The 20,553-nt window shown below is 73.8% G+C and carries 22 protein-coding genes; 13 read left to right on the top strand and 9 right to left on the bottom strand.

Going from position 1 to position 20,553, the window contains the following annotated elements:
* The 3 genes from ADY59_RS30310 to ADY59_RS51710 all read left to right on the top strand — a co-directional run.
* A partial coding sequence (locus ADY59_RS30310; RefSeq protein ID WP_331459546.1) for a D-alanyl-D-alanine carboxypeptidase family protein occupies positions 1–967 on the top strand: 967 nt, incomplete at its 5' end.
* Between the two features lie 114 nt (positions 968–1,081).
* Positions 1,082–1,474: an alpha/beta fold hydrolase gene (locus tag ADY59_RS51715; protein WP_197093932.1), complete on the top strand. Its 393-nt coding sequence runs from the start codon at positions 1,082–1,084 to the stop codon at positions 1,472–1,474.
* Positions 1,468–2,064: an alpha/beta fold hydrolase gene (locus ADY59_RS51710; protein ID WP_197093931.1), complete on the top strand. Its 597-nt coding sequence runs from the start codon at positions 1,468–1,470 to the stop codon at positions 2,062–2,064. Before ADY59_RS51715 ends, ADY59_RS51710 begins: the two co-directional genes overlap by 7 nt.
* A gap of 3 nt (positions 2,065–2,067) precedes the next feature.
* Here the strand turns inward: ADY59_RS51710 and ADY59_RS30300 are convergent, their stop codons facing one another.
* Together ADY59_RS30300 and ADY59_RS30295 are read right to left on the bottom strand one after the other, a co-directional pair.
* On the bottom strand, positions 2,068–2,301 hold the full coding sequence (locus ADY59_RS30300; RefSeq protein ID WP_156325822.1) for a hypothetical protein: 234 nt from the start codon (positions 2,299–2,301) through the stop codon (positions 2,068–2,070).
* Between the two features lie 180 nt (positions 2,302–2,481).
* Complete coding sequence (locus ADY59_RS30295) at positions 2,482–3,018, bottom strand: hypothetical protein (protein ID WP_049569121.1); 537 nt, start codon at positions 3,016–3,018, stop codon at positions 2,482–2,484.
* Between the two features lie 214 nt (positions 3,019–3,232).
* Between ADY59_RS30295 and ADY59_RS48065 the strand changes: the two genes are divergently transcribed.
* Positions 3,233–6,226, top strand: coding sequence for a glycosyl hydrolase (locus tag ADY59_RS48065; protein ID WP_063780827.1), 2,994 nt, complete (start codon positions 3,233–3,235; stop codon positions 6,224–6,226).
* A 27-nt stretch (positions 6,227–6,253) separates the two neighbouring features.
* Here the strand turns inward: ADY59_RS48065 and ADY59_RS30285 are convergent, their stop codons facing one another.
* Genes ADY59_RS30285 through ADY59_RS52825 form a run of 3 tightly spaced genes read right to left on the bottom strand, consistent with a single transcriptional unit; the run spans position 6,254 to position 8,274 of the window.
* Complete coding sequence (locus tag ADY59_RS30285) at positions 6,254–7,345, bottom strand: HAMP domain-containing sensor histidine kinase (protein ID WP_049569118.1); 1,092 nt, start codon at positions 7,343–7,345, stop codon at positions 6,254–6,256.
* On the bottom strand, positions 7,342–7,995 hold the full coding sequence (locus tag ADY59_RS30280; protein ID WP_049569117.1) for a response regulator transcription factor: 654 nt from the start codon (positions 7,993–7,995) through the stop codon (positions 7,342–7,344). The genes ADY59_RS30285 and ADY59_RS30280 overlap by 4 nt, the downstream gene beginning before the upstream one ends.
* Before the next feature lie 36 nt (positions 7,996–8,031).
* Complete coding sequence (locus ADY59_RS52825) at positions 8,032–8,274, bottom strand: hypothetical protein (protein WP_049569114.1); 243 nt, start codon at positions 8,272–8,274, stop codon at positions 8,032–8,034.
* Between the two features lie 7 nt (positions 8,275–8,281).
* Here ADY59_RS52825 and ADY59_RS30270 point away from each other — a divergent pair, with 7 nt between their 5' ends.
* The 3 genes from ADY59_RS30270 (at position 8,282) to ADY59_RS30260 (ending at position 12,499) form a co-directional block, all read left to right on the top strand.
* Entirely contained in the window at positions 8,282–9,466 is a 1,185-nt protein-coding gene (locus ADY59_RS30270) for a S41 family peptidase (RefSeq protein ID WP_049569111.1), read from the top strand.
* A 111-nt stretch (positions 9,467–9,577) separates the two neighbouring features.
* Positions 9,578–11,191: an RICIN domain-containing protein gene (locus ADY59_RS30265; RefSeq protein ID WP_331459545.1), complete on the top strand. Its 1,614-nt coding sequence runs from the start codon at positions 9,578–9,580 to the stop codon at positions 11,189–11,191.
* An 87-nt stretch (positions 11,192–11,278) separates the two neighbouring features.
* On the top strand, positions 11,279–12,499 hold the full coding sequence (locus ADY59_RS30260) for an NAD(P)/FAD-dependent oxidoreductase (protein ID WP_063780828.1): 1,221 nt from the start codon (positions 11,279–11,281) through the stop codon (positions 12,497–12,499).
* Here ADY59_RS30260 and ADY59_RS30255 read toward each other — a convergent pair.
* Both ADY59_RS30255 and ADY59_RS30250 read right to left on the bottom strand, forming a co-directional pair.
* Complete coding sequence (locus ADY59_RS30255; RefSeq protein ID WP_049569106.1) at positions 12,489–13,676, bottom strand: MFS transporter; 1,188 nt, start codon at positions 13,674–13,676, stop codon at positions 12,489–12,491. The genes ADY59_RS30260 and ADY59_RS30255 overlap by 11 nt on opposite strands.
* A gap of 299 nt (positions 13,677–13,975) precedes the next feature.
* Positions 13,976–15,121 (bottom strand): FAD-dependent monooxygenase, encoded by a 1,146-nt coding sequence (locus ADY59_RS30250; RefSeq protein WP_049569104.1) that lies wholly within the window; start codon positions 15,119–15,121, stop codon positions 13,976–13,978.
* 60 nt (positions 15,122–15,181) lie between these two features.
* On the opposite strand from ADY59_RS30250, the gene ADY59_RS30245 reads away from it, so the two are divergent.
* Complete coding sequence (locus tag ADY59_RS30245) at positions 15,182–15,781, top strand: TetR/AcrR family transcriptional regulator (protein ID WP_049569101.1); 600 nt, start codon at positions 15,182–15,184, stop codon at positions 15,779–15,781.
* On the opposite strand, the gene ADY59_RS30240 is transcribed toward ADY59_RS30245, so the two are convergent.
* Positions 15,767–16,357, bottom strand: coding sequence for a TetR/AcrR family transcriptional regulator (locus tag ADY59_RS30240; RefSeq protein WP_197093934.1), 591 nt, complete (start codon positions 16,355–16,357; stop codon positions 15,767–15,769). The genes ADY59_RS30245 and ADY59_RS30240 overlap by 15 nt on opposite strands.
* A gap of 93 nt (positions 16,358–16,450) precedes the next feature.
* Between ADY59_RS30240 and ADY59_RS30235 the strand changes: the two genes are divergently transcribed.
* The gene (locus ADY59_RS30235; RefSeq protein WP_049569099.1) at positions 16,451–16,804 is read left to right on the top strand and encodes a rhodanese-like domain-containing protein; all 354 of its coding nucleotides are present in this window, start codon (positions 16,451–16,453) and stop codon (positions 16,802–16,804) included.
* Here ADY59_RS30235 and ADY59_RS30230 read toward each other — a convergent pair.
* Complete coding sequence (locus ADY59_RS30230; RefSeq protein ID WP_049569095.1) at positions 16,793–17,641, bottom strand: LLM class flavin-dependent oxidoreductase; 849 nt, start codon at positions 17,639–17,641, stop codon at positions 16,793–16,795. The genes ADY59_RS30235 and ADY59_RS30230 overlap by 12 nt on opposite strands.
* A gap of 70 nt (positions 17,642–17,711) precedes the next feature.
* Here ADY59_RS30230 and ADY59_RS30225 point away from each other — a divergent pair, with 70 nt between their 5' ends.
* From ADY59_RS30225 to ADY59_RS30210, 4 genes are all read left to right on the top strand, one after another.
* A complete protein-coding gene (locus ADY59_RS30225; RefSeq protein ID WP_049569092.1) occupies positions 17,712–18,176 on the top strand; it encodes a MarR family winged helix-turn-helix transcriptional regulator in 465 nt (154 codons plus the stop codon).
* 192 nt (positions 18,177–18,368) lie between these two features.
* The gene (locus ADY59_RS30220) at positions 18,369–18,725 is read left to right on the top strand and encodes a YciI family protein (protein ID WP_049569088.1); all 357 of its coding nucleotides are present in this window, start codon (positions 18,369–18,371) and stop codon (positions 18,723–18,725) included.
* A gap of 7 nt (positions 18,726–18,732) precedes the next feature.
* Positions 18,733–19,038, top strand: coding sequence for a YciI family protein (locus tag ADY59_RS30215; RefSeq protein WP_049569085.1), 306 nt, complete (start codon positions 18,733–18,735; stop codon positions 19,036–19,038).
* Positions 19,035–20,309, top strand: a complete 1,275-nt coding sequence (locus tag ADY59_RS30210) for an RNA polymerase sigma factor (RefSeq protein ID WP_049569082.1) — start codon at positions 19,035–19,037, stop codon at positions 20,307–20,309. Before ADY59_RS30215 ends, ADY59_RS30210 begins: the two co-directional genes overlap by 4 nt.
* The last annotated feature ends 244 nt before the right edge of the window (positions 20,310–20,553 follow it).

The following is a 20,553-nucleotide window of genomic DNA, read 5'->3' as shown; positions in this document are numbered from 1 at the left end:
CCAGCCGAGTCCCCCGCCCCTCCAGGGTTCCCCGTCACGTCCCGTGCCGCGGCGCCGGGCCCGCGCCCTGGCCGGCGCCGTCCTCGCCGCCGGCGTCCTGACGACCGGCGCGACCGCCGCCCACGCCACCGCCCCGGCCACCCCGGCGGTCCAGGCCGCCCCGGCTTCGGCGGTGGCGGGGCCCGCCGGTGGCTCGTCCGCTCCGGTGGACGCGCCCGCCGTGCTCGGACGGGCCGCGCTGCTGGTCGACACGTCGACCGGCGAGGTCCGCTACAGCAAGGAGGCCCGCCTGCGCCGCCCCGTGGCCAGCCTCACCAAGATGATGACCGCGCACGTCGCGCTGCGGGAGGCCGGTCCCGGCGACGTCGTCGAGGTCACCGAGGAGGACGTCCGGTACGCGGCGAGGGGCGGCGCCGCCGTCGCCGGGCTGCGCGCCGGTGACCGGCTCTCCGTGAACGACCTGCTCCACGCCCTGCTGCTGCCGTCCGGCGCGGACGCCGCCCACGTGCTGGCCCGTACGTACGGCCCGGGCGTCGAGGGGTTCGTCGCGAAGATGAACGCGGCCGCCCGCGACCTCGGCATGGCCGACACCCGCTACGTCAACGCCGACGGGATGCCGGCGGACGGCGGCGGCTATTCGACGGCCGCCGACCAGGTGCGGCTGGCCGAGGCGGTGCTGCGGAACGAGACGCTGAAGTCGATCACCTCGACGCGCCACCACACGGTCGAGGCGACCGGCGAGCACGGCTCCTACTCGTGGCGCAACACCAACCGGCTGCTCGCCACGCCGGGCGCGGTCGGCGTGAAGACCGGCTTCACCCGCGCCGCCGGTTACACGCTGGCGTTCGCGGCCGAGCGGGACGGCCGGCTGCTGGTCGGGGTGATCCTCGGCGAGAGCGACTCCGGCCGCCGGTTCGACACGGCGCAGGCGCTGCTCGACTGGGCGGCGGCCGCCGGTCAGGCATAGCCTTCCCGGCCCGGCGGCGATCAGCCGGGCTTCCGGGGGGAACGACGGTGACGGGGCGGTTTGCCGGATCGGCAACAGGGTTCGTCGTGGCGCGCCGCCGGCCCGAGGATCGGCGTGAGCCACTTGGAGGATGTCATGTCGCCGTACACGCACCGTCTCGTCCCTTCGCCCGCCGGCCGGATCCACCTGGTGGAGCAGGGCGCGGGACCGCTCGTGCTGCTGGTTCACGGGTTCCCCGAGTCCTGGTACTCCTGGCGGCACCAGTTGCCGGCGCTGGCCTCGGCCGGCTACCGGGCGGCCGCGGTGGACGTGCGCGGCTACGGCCGTTCGTCCAGGCCCGCGGCGCCGGACGCGTACCGGATGGTCGAACTGGTGGAGGACGCCGTCGCGGTGGTGCGCGGGCTGGGCGAGCGGACGGCGGCGATCGTGGGCCACGACTGGGGTCGGGCATCGCCGCCCACGCCGCCCTGCTCAGGCCGGACGTCTTCACCGCCGTGGGGATGCTGAGCGTGCCCTACACGCCGCCGGGCGGTCCCCGGCCCAGCGAGACGTTCGCGCGGACGGGCGGCGACGAGGAGTTCTACGTCAGCTACTTCCAGGAGCCCGGCCGGGCCGAGGCGGAGATCGAGCCGGACGTGCGCGGCTGGCTCGGCGGCATCTACGCCGCCCTGTCCGCCGGAACGATGCCCGCCCCCGGCGCCCCGGACCCGCACTTCGTGAGCCGGGGCGGCAGGATGCGCGACCGGTTCCCGGCCGGCCCGCTGCCCGGCTGGCTGAGCGAGGCCGACCTCGACGTGTACGCGGCCGAGTTCGAGCGGACCGGGCTGACCGGGGCGCTCAACCGCTACCGCAACATGGACCGCGACTGGGAGGACCTGGCCGCTTACGAGGGCGCGCCGATCGCGCAGCCGGCGGTGTTCGCCGGCGGCGCGCTGGACGCCACCACCACGTGGCTGTCGGCGGCCGTCGAGGCGTTCCCCGTGACGCTGCCCGGCCTGGTCTCCTGCCACCTCCTCGACGACTGCGGGCACTGGGTCCAGCAGGAACGCGCCGAGGAGGTGAACCGGATCCTGACCGGCTGGCTCGCCGGCCTGTGAGCGTCACTCGGCCCGGATGTCGTCGATCCGCACCTTTCCGCCGCTGTTGAGGAACACCCACACGGCGCGGATCCGGCTCGGGCCGAGCGTCACGCCCAGCGGGCAGCTGATCTGGTCGAACCGCCTGGTCACCGTCGTGCTGGAGCCGGCGCCGGTCCACGTCCACCTGCCGCCCTGGCACCACGACATCCCGTCGCCGACCTGGACGGCGATCTCGCCCACAGTGCCGACGTCCACGGCCTTCACGTCAACGTCCGCGACTCCGGCGGCACCGGACTGTCCGGTTCGACGTCTCCGCAGGTCAGTACGGGCGCTGGTCAGGTCGGCGGTGAGCGTCTCCGGGGCGTCCGCCCGGCGGTGATCAACTGGTTCACCGTGATACGGGGGGCCGGTCCGGCGGCGAGGTCCGCGAAGCGGTTAAGCACGTTCCAGACGCTGGAGGAGGCCGTACACGAACAGGGCGCGGTAGCCGGCGCCCCGGTGGGTGAAGCCGGCCGTCCAGTGGTGCGGCGCCCCGCCCTCGCCCTGGAAAGCGCCGGGGAAGGCGGCGAGGTCCGCGACGACGCACCGCCACGGGGCGAGCTCCTCGAAGGCGGGGGCGGCGCGCGGGCGCGGGCGGACGAACCACTGGTTCCACACCTCGCCGCCGGGGCCGGCCAGCGCCTCGAACTCCAGGCCCGGCCAGGACGGCAGCGCCCAGCGGAGCACGTCGCAGGTCAGGCTGCCCGCCTGCCGGACCCCGCGGTGCGCCGGCGGGCCGAGGATCCTGCGCAGCGCGGCTGCGCCCTTGGGCGCTCCGGGGGCGTGGGCCATCCGCGTCCAGCGGGCGTGCGCGTCACGCAGCTCGGCCCGGGTCGCGCCCAGCTCGCCCAGCGCCTCCTCCACGCGCACCGGGTTGAGGTCGCGCATGCGGTGCATCAGGGCCAGCTCGAACTGGCGCACCCCGAACGTCATGCGTCCTGTATACCGCGCTCGGGCTGGTCAGCGGTGGGTAACGTTACCCATGATTGCCCGAAATCGCTGCGTCGCCGCCATGCCGGTCCTGGTCGTCATAGATCACGAGAGAGCATCGTTCCCCGCACTGGCTCTTGACGCCTTCGCCGGGCCTGCCTACGTTTGAGCCAATTCGGGGTTCTTAAAACGATTTAAATAGATCGGAGAACTCGGTATGCCCACCCGTTCACGCCTCCCCCGGCGGCTGGCCGCCACGACGGCGACGGCAGCGCTCGTCACCGGCGCGCTCACCGCGCTGCCGCAGCAGGCGGCGAGCGCCGCCACCCCGGATCTGGGACCGAACGTCGTCGTCTTCGACCCGTCGATGAGCGCCTCGGCCATCCAGTCCCGGCTCGACGCCGTGCATGCCGCCCAGCAGGACAACGAGTTCGGCGCCCAGCGTCACGCGTTCCTCTTCAAACCCGGCTCCTACGCGGTCGACGCCAAGCTCGGCTACTACACCTCCGTGGCCGGGCTGGGCAGCGCACCCGGCGACGTGGTCATCAGCGGCGCCGTCCGGGTCGAGGGGCGCTCCGATCCGTCCGCGCCCTCCGGCGACAACGCGCTGACGAACTTCTGGCGCTCGGCCGAGAACCTCTCCGTCACCCCGGCCGGCGGCGCCAACCGCTGGGCCGCCTCCCAGGCGGCCCCGCTCCGGCGCGTGCACGTGCGGGGCGACCTCCTGCTGCACACCGCCGGGTACGGCTACGCCAGCGGCGGCTTCATCGCCGATTCCAAGATCGACGGCAAGGTGGACGCCACCACCCAGCAGCAGTACTACACACGTGACAGCCAGCTCGGCAGCTGGAGCGGGTCGGTGTGGAACATGGTCTTCTCCGGCGTCGGCGGCGCCCCGCCGCAGACCTTCCCCGACCCGCAGGTGACGACGCTCGCCACCACGCCCGTCAGCAGGGAGAAGCCCTTCCTCACCGTCGACGCGGCGGACCGCTACTCGGTCTTCGTCCCGGCCGCGCGCACCGGCTCCACGGGCGTCACCTGGGCAGCGGGCACGCAGGCGGGCACCTCGATCCCGATCTCCGGGTTCCACATCGCCAGGCCCACCGACAGCGCCGCCGCCATCAACGCCCAGCTCGCCAGGGGCAAGCATCTGCTGCTGACGCCGGGGGTCTACCGGCTGACGCAGTCGCTCAAGGTGAGCAGGGCCGGCACCGTGGTCCTCGGCCTGGGCATGGCCACGCTCGTCCCGGTCGCCGGCACCCCGGCCGTCGAGGTCGCCGACGTGGGCGGGGTCCGGCTGGCCGGGTTCCTCGTCGACGCCGGCCCGGTCAGCTCCCCGCACCTGCTGACGATCGGGGCGCGCAAGACGAACGTGAGCCACGCGGCCGACCCGGCGTCCGTGCACGACGTGTTCTTCCGCGTCGGAGGCGCCAGTGCGGGCAGGGCCGTCAACAGCCTCCTGGTCAACAGCAACCACGTCCTGCTCGACCACGTGTGGGCCTGGCGGGCCGACCACGGCGCTGGTGTCGGCTGGACCGCCAACACCGCCGACTCCGGCGTCACCGTGAACGGCGACCACGTCACCGCGCTGGGCCTGTTCGTCGAGCACTACCAGAAGTTCCAGACCGTCTGGAACGGCCAGCGCGGGCGCACCGTCTTCTACCAGAGCGAACTGCCCTACGACCCGCCGTCGCAGAGCGCCTGGCGCGACGGCGGCTCCGACGGCTACGCCTCCTACAAGGTCGGCGCCTCGGTCACCGGCCATCAGGCCTGGGGACTCGGCGTGTACTCCTTCTTCAACCAGAACCAGCCCGTGTTCGCCGACCGCGCCGTCGAGGTGCCCGACCACAGCAGCGTCGAACTGCACGACCTGGTGAGCGTCTTCCTCGCGGGCAGCGGCGGCGTCAACCACGTGGTCAACGACACGGGCGCGGCGGTGACCGGGACCGGTGACACCACCTACCTGGTCCGCTACGCCGGCGGCGTCCCCGTCTCACGCACCGCGAAGAAGGGCGTCACCGCGATCAAGTACGGCGCCGACCACGCCCGTCTGGCGGCCACCGGCGCCACCTGGTTCTACGACTGGTCGGCGAACGGGGCCAAGAGCGACGGCATGGAGTACGTACCCATGGTGTGGAACGGCGCCGCCGCCACGCCGGCGGCCGTCAGCGAGCTCACCGCGGGCCGCGAGCAGGGCCGCTACCGCCATCTGCTCGGCTTCAACGAGCCGGATCTGGCCGACCAGGCCGGCATGACCGTGACGGAGGCGCTCGACGCCTGGCCCGCGCTGCAGTCCACGGGACTCACCCTCGGCAGCCCCGCGCCCGCGAACTACTGGAGCGGCTGGCTCGACGAGTTCATGACCGGCGCGCGGCAGCGCGGTTACCGGGTCGACTTCATCGCGCTGCACATCTACCCGGACTGGACGAATCCCGGCGCCATCGAGGAGGTCCGCGGCACTCTGGCCGACGCGTGGAACAAGTGGCGCAAACCCATCTGGCTCACCGAGATCGGCACCGTCGACACCTCCGCGTGGAAGCCGATGTACGGGACGCCCACCCACGCGCGGGCCGACAACTTCCTGCAGAAGCTCGTGCCGTTGCTGGAGAGCCTGCCGTACGTGGAGCGCTACGCCTGGTTCGCCGACAACTGCTCCCACAGCGCGACCTGCCGCCAGTCCACGCTCTACGCCGACGACGACCGCCTGACCAGCCATGGCGCCACCTTCGCGGCGGCCGGGGAGATCGGGCCCGCCGGACGCTTCCGCCTGGTCAGCAAGGCCCAGCCGACCGTGGCGCTGCACGCGGCCGGGGAGCCGTACGGCGGCCGCGGGGGCCGCCACGTGGCCGTCACCCCCGCGTCCTGGGGGTGGAACGAGCAGCGCTGGTATCTCTCCCCCGCCGCGGACGGCTACTACACGGTGACGAGCGCCGGCTCCCCCGCCTCCAGGCTGACGACCACGGCCGATCCCTATCCGAGCGGCACCGGCAACCGCACCGTCATCAGCGCCCCGGCCGGCGGCGGCGACGCGCAGCTGTGGCGCCTGGTGAGGACCGCCGACGGCTACCACCGCCTGATCAGCAAGGCGCACGGCACGGCGCTGCAGTCGACCTTCGACCCCTACAACGGGCGGACCGACTCCTACAACGTCGCTGGCACGTCGGCGGCGTTCGTCAACGACCAGCAGTCGTGGGCGCTCGTGCCCGGCTGACCGGCCCCGGCCCGCGCCTCCGGGTGCTCAGGCGGGCGGGAAGCTGACGGTCACCTCCAGGCCGCCGCCCGGGTTGGGGCGGGCGGCGGCCCGGCCGCCGTGCGCGTTCGCGATGGAGGCGACGATCGACAGGCCGAGCCCGGCGCCCTGCTCACGGGTCGTGTGCAGGCGGCGGAACGGCTGGAAGAGGTCGCCCAGGCGGTCCTCGGGCACCTCGGGGCCGGTGTTGCTGACGGTCAGGCCGCCGCCGTCCACGGTGACGGCGACGGCGCCGCCGGGCCGGTTGTAGCGGACGGCGTTGTCGACGAGGTTGGTGACGAGCCGGTTCAGCAGGACCGCGTCGCCGTCGACGATGCACGGCTCGATCCGCGCCGTCACGGTGACCCGGCCGTCCGTTCGCTCGGCCAGCACGAGCCGGGTCACCTCGTCCAGGGCGACGGGGGTGCGTTCGCGCAGGCCGTGCTCGGCCTGGGCGAGGAGCAGCAGGGCGTCGATGAGCCGCTCGCTGCGGCGGTTGTGCAGCAGGAGCTTGTCGCGGATCTCCCCGACGCCGGGCGGCAGCCCGATCTCGATCGCCGCCCGCTGCACGGCCAGCGGGGTGCGCAGCTCGTGCGAGGCGTTGGCGATGAAGCGCCGCTGGCCCTCCACCGAGCGTTCGAGCCGGTCGAGCATCTCGTCGAAGGTGTCGGCCAGCTCCTTGAGCTCGTCCTGCGGCCCGGTCAGCGCGATCCGCTCGTGCAGGGTCGACAGCGACAGCCGCCGCGCGGTGGCGGTGATCCGGTGCAGGGGCCGCAGCAGCCGGCCCGCCACCAGCCAGCCGGCGAGCAGCGACACCAGCGTCAGGACGCCGACCGCCAGCCAGGTCACCTCCCACTGGTAGCTGACCACGTCCTCCACCAGCCGCACCGCGGGCCCGCCTTCCGGGTTCGGGCCCGGCGGCGCGACCGGGGCCGGGGCCGGGGCCGGGACGAAGTGAACCGGCCGCGGGCCGCCCAGACGTGCGACCCCGCTGGTCAGCGCGTGGCTCAGCAGCAGGTTGACGGTGACCAGCAGCACCACCGAGGTCAGCAGGAACAGTCCCGAGTAGACGAGCGTCAGCCGGACCCGGACGGTCGTCACAGGACGTAGCCCGCGCCGGGCACCGTCTGGATGCACGGCGGGTCGCCGAGCTTGGCCCGCAGCCGGCTGACCACGACCCGCACGACGGTGGTGAACGGGTCGGCGTTCTCGTCCCACGCCTCCTCAAGCAGCCGTTCGGCGCTCACCACGGCGCCGTCGGCCCGCATCAGCGTCTCCAGGACGGCGAACTCCTTGAGCGACAGGTGCAGGTGGCGGCCGTCGCGGGCGGCCTGCAGCCGGTGCGTGTCGACCACGATCCCGTGCCTGGCCAGCACCGGCGGCACCCCCGGCACGCTGCGCCGCCCGAGCGCCCGCACCCGCGCCACCAGTTCGGCGAAGTCGAACGGCTTGGGCAGGTAGTCGTCGGCGCCCATGCCGAGGCCCTCGATCCGCTCCGGCACCGACCCGGCGGCCGTCATCATGAGGATCCGGGTCCGGCTGCCGCGCGCCACCAGCTCGCGGCAGACCGCGTCGCCGTGCGTACCGGGCAGGTCGCGGTCGAGCACCAGCACGTCGTAGTCGCTCACCGCCAGCCGTTGCGACGCGGCCGCCCCGTCGTACACCACGTCCACGGCCATCGCGTGGCGGCGCAGCCCGACCGCCACCAGATCGGCCAGATCCCGCTCGTCCTCGGCCACCAGAACCCGCATGACACCGTTCGTATCGCGCCGGGGGTAACAGCGGCGTTAACGATCGCGTTCACAGCCGCGCAACGCGGTCGCCGCCACGCTGACCGCCATGATCAGAACACTCTGCGCCGCCGTGCTCGCCACGGCCTGCGCGCTCTCCGCGCCGCCGGCCCCCTCCAGCCCGGCGCCCTCCAGCCCGGCGCCGTCCAGCCCGGCGCCGTCCGGTCCGGTGCCCGCCGATCGGTGCGCGCCCGCGACCGCGCCGCCCCCGCAGCCGCCGCCCGCCACGACCGTGGCCACGCTGGGGATGGCGTACCACTGCGTGCTCGACCACTACTACAGCGGCCCCGCGATGGACCCGAGGGACCTGCTGAAGAGCGCCTTCGCCGCCTACACCCAGGACCTGCAGCGGCGCGAGGCCGACCGCCCCGGGCTGCACCTGCCGGCCCTGAGCGGCGACCGGGACGCCGACTGGGCCGCCGTGGCGAAGGTCCTCGGCGACGGCGGCGGGGCCGCGCTGCGCGCCGCGATCACCGCCATGGTCGCCTCGCTGGACGACAACCACGCCCGCGCGGTACGGCCGCCAACTGGTACGCCGCCCGACGGCGGGCCGGTCGGCACGGGCATCGCCGGCCTGTCGGCAGCGCAGGGGCCGGGGTTCGACCCGGCGGCCCGGCCGCCGCTGTTCATCACCCGCGTCCTGGACGGCAGCCCCGCCGACCGCGCCGGAGTGCGGCCGGGCGACATCGTGCTCAAGGCCGGCGGCATGCCGCCGTTCGCGGGCACCACGCCCAACCCGGCCGTCATCGGCGCCTTCCAGGCGAAGTCCGTCCGGCTCACGCTCAAGCGGCCCACGACCGGGCGCGTCCGCACCGTGACGATCGAGGAGGGCCCGCTCACCCCGAGGCGCCCCGAGGTGACCTCGAAGAAGCTGCCGGGCGGGGCCGTGCACGTGAAGCTGCCCGGCTTCTTCGACGGCGCCGCCGACCAGGTCCTCGCCAAGCTGCGGGGCAAGCCGGAGGCGGTCGTCCTCGACCTGCGCGGCAACGGCGGCGGGTCGCCCTGGGAGGTGACGCGGCTGCTGGGCGCGTTCGCGCACGGCAAGGTCACCAGCTACTTCTGCCCGCTGAAGGGCGAGTGCGCGGCCAACCGCACCGACGACAGCGTCCCGCTCCTCGGCGCGCGCCTGGTCGTCCTGACCGACCGGGGCTGCGCGTCGGCCTGCGACGACTTCACCGCCGCCGTCAAGGGGCTGCGCCTGGGCCCGATCGTGGGGACCCGCACCGCGGGCGCCGTCTCCGGGCCCGGCAAGGGGTATCTGCTCGACGACGGCTCCGTGCTGGTGCTGCCCGAGATCCGGCACCTCGGCCCGGACCGGGAGATCGTGGACACGATCGGCGTGCCCGCCGACCATCACGCCCCGCTGACCGCCCTCGACCTGGCCACCGGCCGCGACCCTGGCCTGGCCAAGGCGCGCGCCCTCCTGGGCTGAACGTTTCACACGAGTCCGCAGGTCGGCCGTCCGGGCGGCGGATGCCGCTTGACGGCCGATCGGGCGCGTGGGATCAACACAGGGAAAGCGCTTGCCGAAAAGGAGTGCGCCGTGACTTCCCCACCACGCGTCACCGGCGGCCCATGGCGCCGCCTGCTCGCCGTCCTGATCGCCCTGGTGCTGGCGACCGCGGGCGCGGTCGCCGTGCAGCCTGCCGCGCAGGCCGCCAGCGTCGACACCGGTGCCTGGTACGTGCTGGTCAACCGGCACAGCGGCAAGGCCCTGGACCTGTACAACTTCGCCACCGGTGACGGCGCCCCGATCGTCCAGTGGGCCCGCAACGACGGCAACCAGCAGCAGTGGCAGTTCGTCAGCTCCGGCGACGGCTACTACCGGCTGAAGTCCCGGCACAGCGGCAAGGTGCTCGACGTCTACGAGTGGAACGCCGAGGGCGGCGCCGAGATCGTCCAGTGGGCCGACACCAACGGCTGGAACCAGCAGTTCCGCCTGGCCGACTCCGACGGCGGGCACGTACGCCTGATCAACCGGCACAGCGGCAAGGCCCTGGAGACCTGGGAGTGGGCCACCGGTGACGGCGCCCGGATCTCCCAGTGGGACGACCTGAACGGCGCCAACCAGCAGTGGCAGCTCGTCAAACTGGGCACGGGCGGCGGCGACTGCGGCAGCGGCTCCTTCGACGCCGAAGCCGTGCTCAGCGGCGGCACCTGGACCGCCAGGAACGGCGGCACCACCCTCTACACCGGCTCCAGCATGATCGAGGCCATGCGCCGGGCCGTCGGCAGCCTCTCCACCGGCCGCACCGCCAAGCAGAAGGTGATCGTCCGCGGCTCCGGCTCGATGAACGCCAACCAGTCGCTCGACCTGCCCAGTTACACGACGCTGGAGGTGTGCGGCACGATCGCCGTGAGCGGGACGATCAGCGCCAACAACGCGGTCGTGCGCGCCCAGAACGTCACGGACGTCGAGGTCACCCGGCTGAACGTGACCGGCTCGCCGTACTTCGGGGTCTTCATCCGCAACGGCACGAACATCACGCTCGGCCGGATCGACCTGCGGCTCGGCTCGGCGGGGCTCGGCATCCGCATCGACAACCACGCCAACCGCGCCGTACGCACCCGCAACGTGCGCATCGACACCGTTTACGCCTCCGGCGGCGGCAGTCACGGCGTCGAGACGTACGGCGTGGACGGGATCACGATCGGCACCGTCACCGCCCGCGACACCGGCGAGTCGGGGCTGCTGTTCAACGACACGATCAACGCCACCGTCGGCACGGTCGACGCCCAGGGCGCGGGCACGGGCACCGGTTACGCGGCGTTCCGGATGGCCAACCGCAACGGCCGGATCGGCGACGCGTACCCGGTGAACGTGCGCGTCGGCAACGTGATCGCGCGCGGCGGCGGGCGCGGGGTGTTCTGCGTGTCGGAGAGCGGCGGCGCGGTGATCGACCGCGTGGACATCGCGCAGACCGGCAGCAACTCGATCCTCGTCGAGAACTGCTACAACGTCACGATCGCCGGTCAGAGCGGCAGCGTGAACGGCTCGGACGTGCGCATCGCCTCGCGCGCCGAGTTCCCCGTGTCGCGCGACATCACGCTGCAGAACCTGACGCTGACGAACTCGGTCATCACCGAGAACCCGTGCGGCACGAACATCGTCATCCGGAACATCAACCTGGTGAACTCCCGGATCGACCGCTGCTAGCGGACTGTCCTGACGAAACGGGTGCGCGGCCGGCGTCTGGTCATGAGCGGATTTTTCATGACCGCGTTTTCGGGGAAGGACCGGATCATGGTGCAGAGAGCGCGGGTCGTCGTCGTGGGTGCGGGTTTCGCGGGGCTGGCCGCGACGAAGAGGCTGGCCAGGACCGGAGCCCTGGTGACGCTCGTCGACCGCAACCCGTACGCGACCTTCCAGCCCCTGCTCTACCAGGTCGCCACCGCCGGGATGGGCACCTCCGACGTGTCCTACCCGATCCGGACCTTCGCCGCCCGGTGGCCCAACGTGCGCACCCGCCGGGCCACCGTGAGCAAGGTGCTGCCCGGGAAGCGGCGGGTGGAGTTCGAGGACGGGGGCGGGCTGGACTACGACTATCTCGTGCTGGCCACCGGCGTGACCACCAACTGGCTCGGCATCGAGGGGGCGCGGGAGAACGCGCTGCCGATCTACTCGCTGCACGACGCGACGGTGCTGCGCGACCGGCTGGGACAGCACCTGGAGGACACCGCGCTCGGCCGCCGCGAGAGCACGCACGTCGTGGTGGTGGGCGCGGGCGCGACCGGGGTGGAGATGGCGGGCACCCTGGCCGAGCTGCGCCGGCGCACGCTGCCGCTGACACACCCCGAGATCGGGCCGGAGCGTACGAGCGTGACGCTGGTGGAGCGCTTCGACTACGTCCTCGCCCCGTACAAGCCGAGGCTGCGGGACGCGACGGCGGCGGCACTGCGCAGGAGGGGCGTCAAGCTGCGCCTGGGGACCACGGTGGCGGCGGTGGAGCCGGACGCGGTGGTGCTGAGCGACGGCACGCGGCTGCCGAGCGACCTGACCGTGTGGGCGCTCGGCGTGACCGCGCCCACGCAGGTCGCCGACTGGGGGCTGGCGCAGGGCAAGGGCGGCCGGATCACGCTCACCGAGGCGCTGAACGTGCCCGAGCACCCGGAGATCTTCGTGGCCGGCGACCTTTCCGGCCAGCCTTCTCCGCAGCCGCAGCTCGCCCAGCCGGCGATCCAGATGGGCGGGCACGTCGGCGAGCAGATCGCCGCGGCCCTCCAGGGCAGGCCGCCCCGGCCGTTCTCGTACCGGGACCCGGGCATCATGGCCACCGTGGGCAAGGCCGAGGCCGTGCTGCAACTGCCCAACGGGCTGACCGCCCGCGGGCTTCCCGCCTGGCTGGTGTGGATCTTCATTCACGTGGCCTACCTGCTGGGCGGCCGTAACCGGGCCAGCGTGCTGCTCAACTTCTTCTGGCGCTACGCCGGGCCGCGCCGCAGCGCCACCAGCATCACCCGGTAGCCCGCCCGCCTTCCCGCCGGACGGCCAGCGACAGGACGAGGAGGGCGAGCCCGGCCACGGGGGCCTGCGCGAGCGCCGCGGCGGCGCCCCACGCGTCCGCGGCGTGGCCGGCGAGCGACGCCGCCAGTGCCGAACCGGCGGCGCTGGCGGAGTTGTTCCAGGTGAAGGCCTGGGTGAGGGCCGCCGGGTGGACGGCCTTCTCGGTCAGGACGTTCAGCAGGACGAGCACGGGCGGCACCGCGGCCTCCGTGACCACCACGGCCGGGCCGAGCCAGCTCGCGGACGGCGCGAGGGGAAGCAGCGACGCCGAGCCCGTCAGGCAGGCGGCGGCGAGGACGAGCTGACGGCGGGCGGGGGTGCGCTGCCGCCGCAGCCCGTAGAGCCATCCGGACAGCAGCCCGCCGAGGCCGGCGGCGGCGATGATCGGCGTGGCCGCGCCGGGCGCGCCGTGGCTGATCGCGAAGGCGGTGACCGCGACCCCCATGGTGCCGAAGTACAGCCCGATGGCCAGGTTCAGCAGGGCCAGGAGGAGGAAGCCCGGGCCCGCCAGGCCGTGGGCGCGTCCGGCGCTCCGGCGGGCGGGCCGGGGCGCGGTGCGGCGCTGGAAGGCCAGCGCCGCGCCCCCGCCGAGGATCAGGGCCGCGGCGACCACGGCGGCCGGGGCCGTGCCGCCGCCCGCGCCGAGCGCGGTGACCAGAACCGGCCCGGCAAGGAAGGCGGCGTAGTTGGCCAGCGATTCCAGGGCGAAGGCGGTGGGCAGTTCGCCTGCCCGGTCGCCGCGCAGCAGGTGCGCCCAGCGGGCCGCCGACAGCGCGCCGAGCTGGGGGACGGCCGCGCCGGCGCAGGTGGCGGCGGCGACCGCCACGACGGGGCCGGTGGACGTGAGCACGCCGGCGATGGCGGCGCCGTGGGCGAGGAGGGAGAACGGCAGGACGCGGGTCTGGCCGAACCGGTCGATCAGGCGGGCCAGCTGCGGGCCGGCCAGCGCTTCGGCGAGGGCGAACCCGGCGGCGGCGAGTCCGGCGGTCGCATAGGAGCCGGTGCGGGCGTGCAGCAGCCAGACCAGGCCGAGGCCGGTCATGGCGATGCCGACGCGACCGGCGGCCGCGGCGAGGAAGAAGACGGCCGCGCCAGGTGTGCGCAGCAGGGAGCGGTAGCCGGTGACGGCGCGGGGCATGGGTGTCCTTCGTCGCCGCCCGGCGCTGCGGGCCACCCGGGGTCGCCGGCGCCTGTGGTGCGGAAGGGTGCGACCCGTGGCCCGCCAGGGGACATCCAGGACCGCGGTGGGACGGGACACGCGCCCCGGCCGCCGCCCCCGGCACCGGGCGGAACAGATACGACGGGCCCGGGACAAGGCGGACCCGGGCGACTCCGAGAATGCTAACAGCACAGCACAAGCACAGCCTCGCGCACGTAGGACAACTCGGACCGCGCAGGTCGCCCCGTCGGGCGTGCCAGAGGGCCGGGGTCACGCCGTCAGGCGTGCCAGAGGGCGGCGAGTTGCCTGGTGGCCAGCCGGGACGGCACGGCGCGCAGCAGCGCGTCGCGCAGCCAGGCGGTGGCGCCGGTCCGGGAGGTGAGCCACGATTGCCGGGACGCCGCCCGCATGACGCGGTTGGCGCTGGGCTTGCGCTCGGCGTCGTAGCGCAGCAGCCGCCGGGCGACGTCCCCCGGTTCGGCGCCGGCCAGGAGACGGGTCAGCGCGGCCGCGTCCTGGAATGCCTGGCTGGCGCCCTGGCCGAGGTCGGGCGGCATGGCATGGGCGGCGTCGCCGAGGAGGGCGACCCGTCCGGCCACGTAGGAGGGCAGGGGTCCGGCCAGGCGGGTGATCGGGTCGACGAAGATGCGGGCGGGCGGGGTGGCCTCGATCAGCGTCGTGACGAGCGGGTGCCAGTCGGCCATCAGCGACAGCATCTCCCGGCGGGCCTCGTCGGCGCCGGGCGGCGGCCCGTCCAGGGCGGAGTCGGTGAACCAGTACAGGAGGTCCGCGCCGACGGGGAAGAGGCCGAACATCGCCCCGGTGCGGCGGTCGACCAGCTGGCCGGCGAGCAGTTCCGTCTCCAGGCCGGGCGGGCGGGGCAGCATGCCGCGCAGGTCCATCCGGCCGGTCCGCCGCAGCCCGGCGTGGCCGGGGAAGAGCTGCCCGCGCAGCTTGCTGCCGATGCCGTCGGCCGCGACGACGGCGTCCGCCCGCGCGAGGGGGCCGCCGTCGCCGATCACGGTCACGCCGGTGTCGTCGGGCTCCAGCCGCTCGACCGGGGTCCCGGTCCGCACCAGGCCGGCGGGCAGCGGGGCGCGGATCGAGCGGTGCAGTCCGGCCCGGTCGACGATGGCGATCGTGCCCACCCGCTGCCGGCCCCGGGCCACGTCGGTGACCAGCAGCGGCCGTCCGTGCCGGTCCCGCAGTCCGCCGCGGCCGGCCCGGATGCCGTGCCGGCGCACGTCCGCGGACAGGCCGAGTTCGTCCAGCGCGCGCAGCCCGTTCGGCATGACCACGATCCCGGTGCCCGCTTCCCGGAGCTCGGCGCCGCGTTCGAAGAGCGTCACCTCGTGGCCCGCGCGGTGCAGCCCGGCCGCTGCCGCCACTCCCCCGAGCCCCGCACCGACGACCACGATCCTCATGAGGTCTCCTCGCTCGATTCACTACGATCGTACTAGTACGGTTATTGGTAGCATGGCGGTATGCCGCCCACCAATCCGGCCCGTCGCCGGGCCCTGGCCGATGCCGCGATCGAGCTGCTGGCATCGGCGGGGGTGCACGGCTTGACGCACCGCGCGGTGGAGAAGGAGGCGGATCTGCCGCCGGGCACGGCCTCCAACTACTTCCGCAGCCGGGAGGCACTGCTGGTGGCCGCAGCCGAGCGCGTCGCCGAACTGCACCACGCCGACACCGACCGGGCCGCCGACCGGGCCGCCGACCGGGCCGCGAGCATGGTCGACCTGCTGACGGAGTCGCTGTTCACGGCGGCGACGACGCTGCGCAAGCGCTACCTGGCGATCTTCGAGCTACAGCTGGAGGCCGCCCGCCGGCCCGTGCTCGCGGCGGCGCTCGCGCGTCTGCAGGGCAGCGCGCTGCGGATCACCGCCGGGCACCACGGCAAGCTCGGCCTGACCATCCCGCGCGAGAGAATCCCCGCCCTGGTCGCGCTCTACGGGGGCGCGCTGTTCACCCTGGTCACCGCGCCGCCGGAGAGCGTCAGCAGGGAGGCCGTCCGGCAGACGGCGGAGGTCGTCGTGCACGGCTGCGCCGTGCCGGAGGAGGAAGGCTCAGCCCTCCTCTGACGCGGTGGCCACGGCCAGGGCGACGTCACGGATCGCCCGCCGGACGCGCTCGTCGCCGAGGTCCGCGCGCAGGGCGGTGACGGACTCGGCGCCGAGCGGGGCGAGCAGCGCGTGGGCCAGGGCGTCGGCGTCGCATCCGGGGCGCGCCCGGCCGAGCAGGATCGCGAGGTGCCGGTGCCAGAAGCGGTAGGCGCCGATCCGGTAGCGCGCGCCCGGGCCCGCCGTCTCCGACATCCGCACCAGGTCGAGATGACCGGCGAGGTAGTCCAGGTAGGCGTCGGCGAACGCCACCAGGCGCTCGGCGGCGGGGGCGCCGGGGCCCAGCGGCGGCGGGCCGGAGATGACGCGCTCCTGCAGCTCCCGCTCGCGTTCGTCGAGCAGCGCCACGGCCAGGCCCGACCGGTCGCCGAACCGGCGGAACACCGTGCCCTTGCCCACCCCGGCCTCGGCGGCGACGGCGTCCATCGAGACGTGCTCCACCCCTTGCTCGCGAAACAGCCTGGCCGCGGCGGCCAGCACCTTCTCGCGGTTGCGGGCGGCGTCCGCGCGCTCCCTGGGCGGCCTGCTCCTGAGGATCTCCAGCGGCTCGCTTGACGAACCGGACCGCAGTCCGCTAACTTCCGAATCATCCACAGAAACGGACTGTAGTCCAGTTATCCGGAGGTCGCAATGACCACGCTCATCAGCCGCGACGAACTCAAGGCCGCCATCGACGCCGGGACCGTCGTCGTCGTGGACGCCCTCGGCGGCGACTACTACGCGCAGCAGCACCTGCCGGGCGCGATCCCCCTGGTCGAGAGCGAGGTGGCCGAGCGAGCCGCCGAGCTGCTCCCCGACAGGGACGCGGCGATCGTGACCTACTGCTCCAACCCCGCCTGCGGCAACAGCGAGGCGGTGGCCCGGCGGCTGGCCAGGCTCGGTTACACCGGCGTCCGCAAGTACCGCGAGGGCATCCAGGACTGGGTCGAGGCCGGCCTCCCGGTCGAGACCGGCGCGGTCACGTCCTCTCCGTCAGCTCGCTGACACCCGCGGGCGCAGGGCGGGGAGGACCCGCGTGGCCAGGAGTTCGGCCTGGTCGCGCGGGTCCGGGCCGACGGGCATGAAGTTCATCGAGGTGAACCCGAGCTCGGCGAAGCCGGCGAGCCGGTCGGTCACCTCCTGCACCGAGCCCGTCACCGCCACTCCCCCGTCGGCGGGAGCGCCGATGCGGAACGGGACGTTGTACACGCACTCCACGGCGCGGCCGTGGGACAGCACCTTCTCCCGCATCCGCGCCGCCTCCTCCGGCCCGGCGAAGCCGAGCGACGGGATCCAGCCGTCGGCCAGCCGGCCGGTCGCCTCCAGGGCCCGCTTGCCGTACGTGCCGAGCCAGATCGGGATGGGGCCGACCGGCTTCGGCTCCATGTCGGCCTCGAAGGTGCGGTAGCGGGAGCCCTCGTACGTGAAGCGAGCCTGCGACCACAGGCCGCGGATGACGTGGATCGCCTCCACCATGCCGTCGACCTTCTCCCGCGCCGTGGGCACGCCCAGCCCGAACGCCCGGAACTCCTCGTCGGAGTAACCGCCCCCGAGCCCCAGGATCAACCGGCCGCCGGAGAACCTGTGCAGCGACTCGGCCATCTTGGCCACCATCGCGGGCGGCCGGTACGGGACGCCGAGCACCCGCGTGGCCACCTTGATCCGCGAGGTGGCCGCCGCGATCCACGTCAGCATCGTCCACACCTCGTAGGACGGCTCGCTGCCGCAGGGGTGGTCCGAGGTGGAGACGAAGTCGAAGCCCAGCTCCTCCGCCAACCTCGCGTCGCCCACCGGATCGGCTCCCGCCGCCGCCGAGGCGGAAACACCCAGTCCGAACATCATCGCCTCCCGCTGATTTGGTTTACATGTAACCTAAACCCAAGTTGGTTACACGTCAACTAAACTGGGCGGCATGGAGCCACGCTGGTTGGACGACGCCGAGTTCCGCGCCTGGATCGGCTACCGCAGGATGCGCCTGCTGCTGGACGCGCAGATCAGCCGCGACCTCATGCGTGACTCCGGGCTGTCGGACCCGGACTACGACGTCCTGTCCGCGCTGACCTCCACGGACGATCAGCGGTGGCGGCTCACCAAGCTGGCCGACCGCATGCTCTGGTCGAAGAGCCGGTTGTCACGGCACATCTCGCGGATGGAGCAGCGCGGGCTGGTCCGCCGGGAGGAGTCCGAGGGCGACGCCCGGGGGGCGATGGTCGTGCTGACCGACGGCGGCCTGCGGGCCATCCGGGAGGCGGCGCCGGCGCACGTCGAGTCCGTCCGGCGGCACTTCATCGACCTGTTGTCCGAGGAGCAGATCCGGACGCTGGCCACGATCGCCGAGACCGTGCTCGCCCGCCTGCCCGAGGCCGGGGACTCCTGACCTCACCCCTCCAGCCCGGCGGGCGTGCGCGGCCGCGGGTTCGTTCTCGTTCTCCCTGGTAGTAGTGGTTCCACGGATGCGGTCGGAGCTGCCGCCGAAATCTTGGGCCGGGCATGTCAAGAAGGCGCGCGCCGCTCCGACTCATGGCGGACGGCGCCACCGGGTGCCGTGCGGACCGTCGAAGGAGATGACATGAAGTTCCTGTTGATCATGCACAAGAACCCGCAGGTGTGGGACTCACTGACCGAGGAGGAGCGGAACGAGGTGATGAACGGCCACGGCGCCTTCATGGAGAGCGTCAAGGAGTCCGGCGAGATGCTCGGCACCACCGCGCTGGCCGAGCCGTCGCAGAGCGCCGTCGTCCGGGTCCGGGACGGCGTGCCCGCGGTGACCGACGGCCCGTACCTGGAGGCCAAGGAGTATCTCGGCGGCTACTACCTGATCGAGTGCGAGAGCCGCGAGCGCGCCCTGGAGCTGGCCGCGCTCATTCCGGACGCCGGTGTCCCGGGCCTCGGCATCGAGGTGCGGCCGGTCGTCTTCGCGGGCTGAGCACGCCGTGAAGTTCCAGCTGAGCGTGTACGCGGACGCGCAGGGGCACGAGGCGTTCGTGACCACCGCCCGCCAGGCGGGGGAGCTGATCAGCGGGCACGCGCTCGCCGATCCGTCGATCAGCGCCGTCGTACGGGTCCTGGACGGCGTGGTGACGGTGACCGACGGCCCGTACGCGCGGGATCGCGAACACGTCACCGGGCAGTACGTTGTCGATTGTGAGAGCCGCGAACGCGCCCTGGAGCTGGCCGCGCTGCTGCCGGGCGGCGTCGAGGTGCGCCCTCTGATGGATCCGGCCGGGATGGAGATGTGAGCGCGACCGAACGCCTCGGGGACCTGCTGCGCGAGCTGGCGCCGCAGGTCCTCGGCGTGCTCATGCGCCGCTACGGCGGGTTCGAGGAGTGCGAGGACGCGGTCCAGGAGGCACTGCTCGCCGCGGCGGCCCAGTGGCCCGGCGAGGGGATCCCGGACAGCCCGCGCGCCTGGCTGATCACCGTGGCCTCCCGCCGCCTGGTCGACCACATACGCAGCGAGCAGGCGCGCCGCCGACGGGAGGTCGTCGCGGCCGTCCAGGAGGCGCCGGACGCCGAGCTCGCGCCGGCGCCCGGCGAGGAGGGGCCGGGCGACCGGGACGACACGCTCACGCTGCTGTTCCTGTGCTGCCATCCGGCGCTGACGCCCGCCTCCCAGGTCGCGCTCACGCTGCGCGCCGTCAGCGGGCTCACCACCGCCGAGATCGCGCGGGCGTTCCTGGTGCCGGAGGCGACGATGGCGCCCCGGATCAGCCGTGCCAAGCAGCGGATCAAGGCGGCCGGGGCGTCGTTCGAGCTGCCGCCGCCGCAGGAGCGGGCCGGGCGGCTGGACGCGGTCCTCCAGGTGCTCTACCTGATCTTCAACGAGGGCTACACCGCCAGCTCCGGCCCCGACCTGCACCGGGGCGAGCTGACGGCCGAGGCGATCCGGCTCACCCGCCTGGTGCACCGGTCGCTGCCCGGCGACGGCGAGGTCGCCGGGCTCCTCGCGCTGATGCTGCTGACCGACGCCCGCAGGCAGGCCCGCACCAGCCCGGACGGCGCCCTCGTGCCGCTGGCCGAGCAGGACCGCGGCCGCTGGGACGCAGCCCTCGTCGAAGAGGGCACGGCGCTGGTCACCACCGCGATGTCCACCTCGTCCCTCGGCCCCTACCAGCTGCAGGCGGCGATCGCGGCACTGCCCGTCCAGGCGCCGAGGGCCGAGGACACCGATTGGGAGCAGATCCGCATCCTGTACGGCATCCTCGGCCGGATCACGCCCAATCCGATGGTCACGCTCAACCACGCCGTCGCGGTCGCGATGACCCGTGGCCCCCGCGCCGGGCTCGACCTGCTGGAAAGCCTCGACGACGACCCCCGGCTGGCGCGCCACCACCGCCTGCACGCCGTCCGCGCCCATTTGCAGGAGCTGGCCGGCGAGCACGCCGGGGCGCGGGAGAACTACCGGCTGGCCGCCCGGCTCACCACGAGCCTGCCCGAGCAGCGTTACCTGCGGGACCGGGCGGCGGCGCTGGACCCGGGGAACGGCCGGGCACCCGGCGAGACCGGCTGATCGAGGCCGTGCACGCCAGGGGCCGGGCGGCCCAGCGCCGCCCGGCCCCACATCGTCCGGCGTCCCACCGGCCAACCCCCCGATAAGCCGGCGGTCGCCCCGGGCCGGCGCCGTCAGCCTCCGCGGCGGTTCCGACCTCGCCGTATTGCTACCCCGGCCCGCGTAATCCGCCGGTCAAGCTCAGCCAGATTCCGGGACAGGTTCCGCGGGGCCGGACGGTCACGCCGACGACCTGATATTCGGC

This window comes from Nonomuraea sp. SBT364 (assembly GCF_001083785.1).
Taxonomy (GTDB): Bacteria; Actinomycetota; Actinomycetes; order Streptosporangiales; family Streptosporangiaceae; genus Nonomuraea.
Note: the sequence above shows the minus strand (reverse complement) of the source record. Positions and strands in the feature narration are given on the sequence as shown.

Bases quoted from the DNA above. Each gene is read 5' to 3' on its own strand.
- ADY59_RS51710 (WP_197093931.1), top strand. From the start codon at position 1,468: ATGCTGAGCGTGCCCTACACGCCGCCGGGCGGTCCCCGGCCCAGCGAG.
- ADY59_RS30295 (WP_049569121.1), bottom strand. From the start codon at position 3,018: ATGACGTTCGGGGTGCGCCAGTTCGAGCTGGCCCTGATGCACCGCATG.
- ADY59_RS48065 (WP_063780827.1), top strand. From the start codon at position 3,233: ATGCCCACCCGTTCACGCCTCCCCCGGCGGCTGGCCGCCACGACGGCG.
- ADY59_RS30280 (WP_049569117.1), bottom strand. From the start codon at position 7,995: ATGCGGGTTCTGGTGGCCGAGGACGAGCGGGATCTGGCCGATCTGGTG.
- ADY59_RS30270 (WP_049569111.1), top strand. From the start codon at position 8,282: ATGGCGTACCACTGCGTGCTCGACCACTACTACAGCGGCCCCGCGATG.
- ADY59_RS30260 (WP_063780828.1), top strand. From the start codon at position 11,279: ATGGTGCAGAGAGCGCGGGTCGTCGTCGTGGGTGCGGGTTTCGCGGGG.
- ADY59_RS30255 (WP_049569106.1), bottom strand. From the start codon at position 13,676: ATGCCCCGCGCCGTCACCGGCTACCGCTCCCTGCTGCGCACACCTGGC.
- ADY59_RS30250 (WP_049569104.1), bottom strand. From the start codon at position 15,121: ATGAGGATCGTGGTCGTCGGTGCGGGGCTCGGGGGAGTGGCGGCAGCG.
- ADY59_RS30245 (WP_049569101.1), top strand. From the start codon at position 15,182: ATGCCGCCCACCAATCCGGCCCGTCGCCGGGCCCTGGCCGATGCCGCG.
- ADY59_RS30235 (WP_049569099.1), top strand. From the start codon at position 16,451: ATGACCACGCTCATCAGCCGCGACGAACTCAAGGCCGCCATCGACGCC.
- ADY59_RS30230 (WP_049569095.1), bottom strand. From the start codon at position 17,641: ATGATGTTCGGACTGGGTGTTTCCGCCTCGGCGGCGGCGGGAGCCGAT.
- ADY59_RS30225 (WP_049569092.1), top strand. From the start codon at position 17,712: ATGGAGCCACGCTGGTTGGACGACGCCGAGTTCCGCGCCTGGATCGGC.
- ADY59_RS30220 (WP_049569088.1), top strand. From the start codon at position 18,369: ATGAAGTTCCTGTTGATCATGCACAAGAACCCGCAGGTGTGGGACTCA.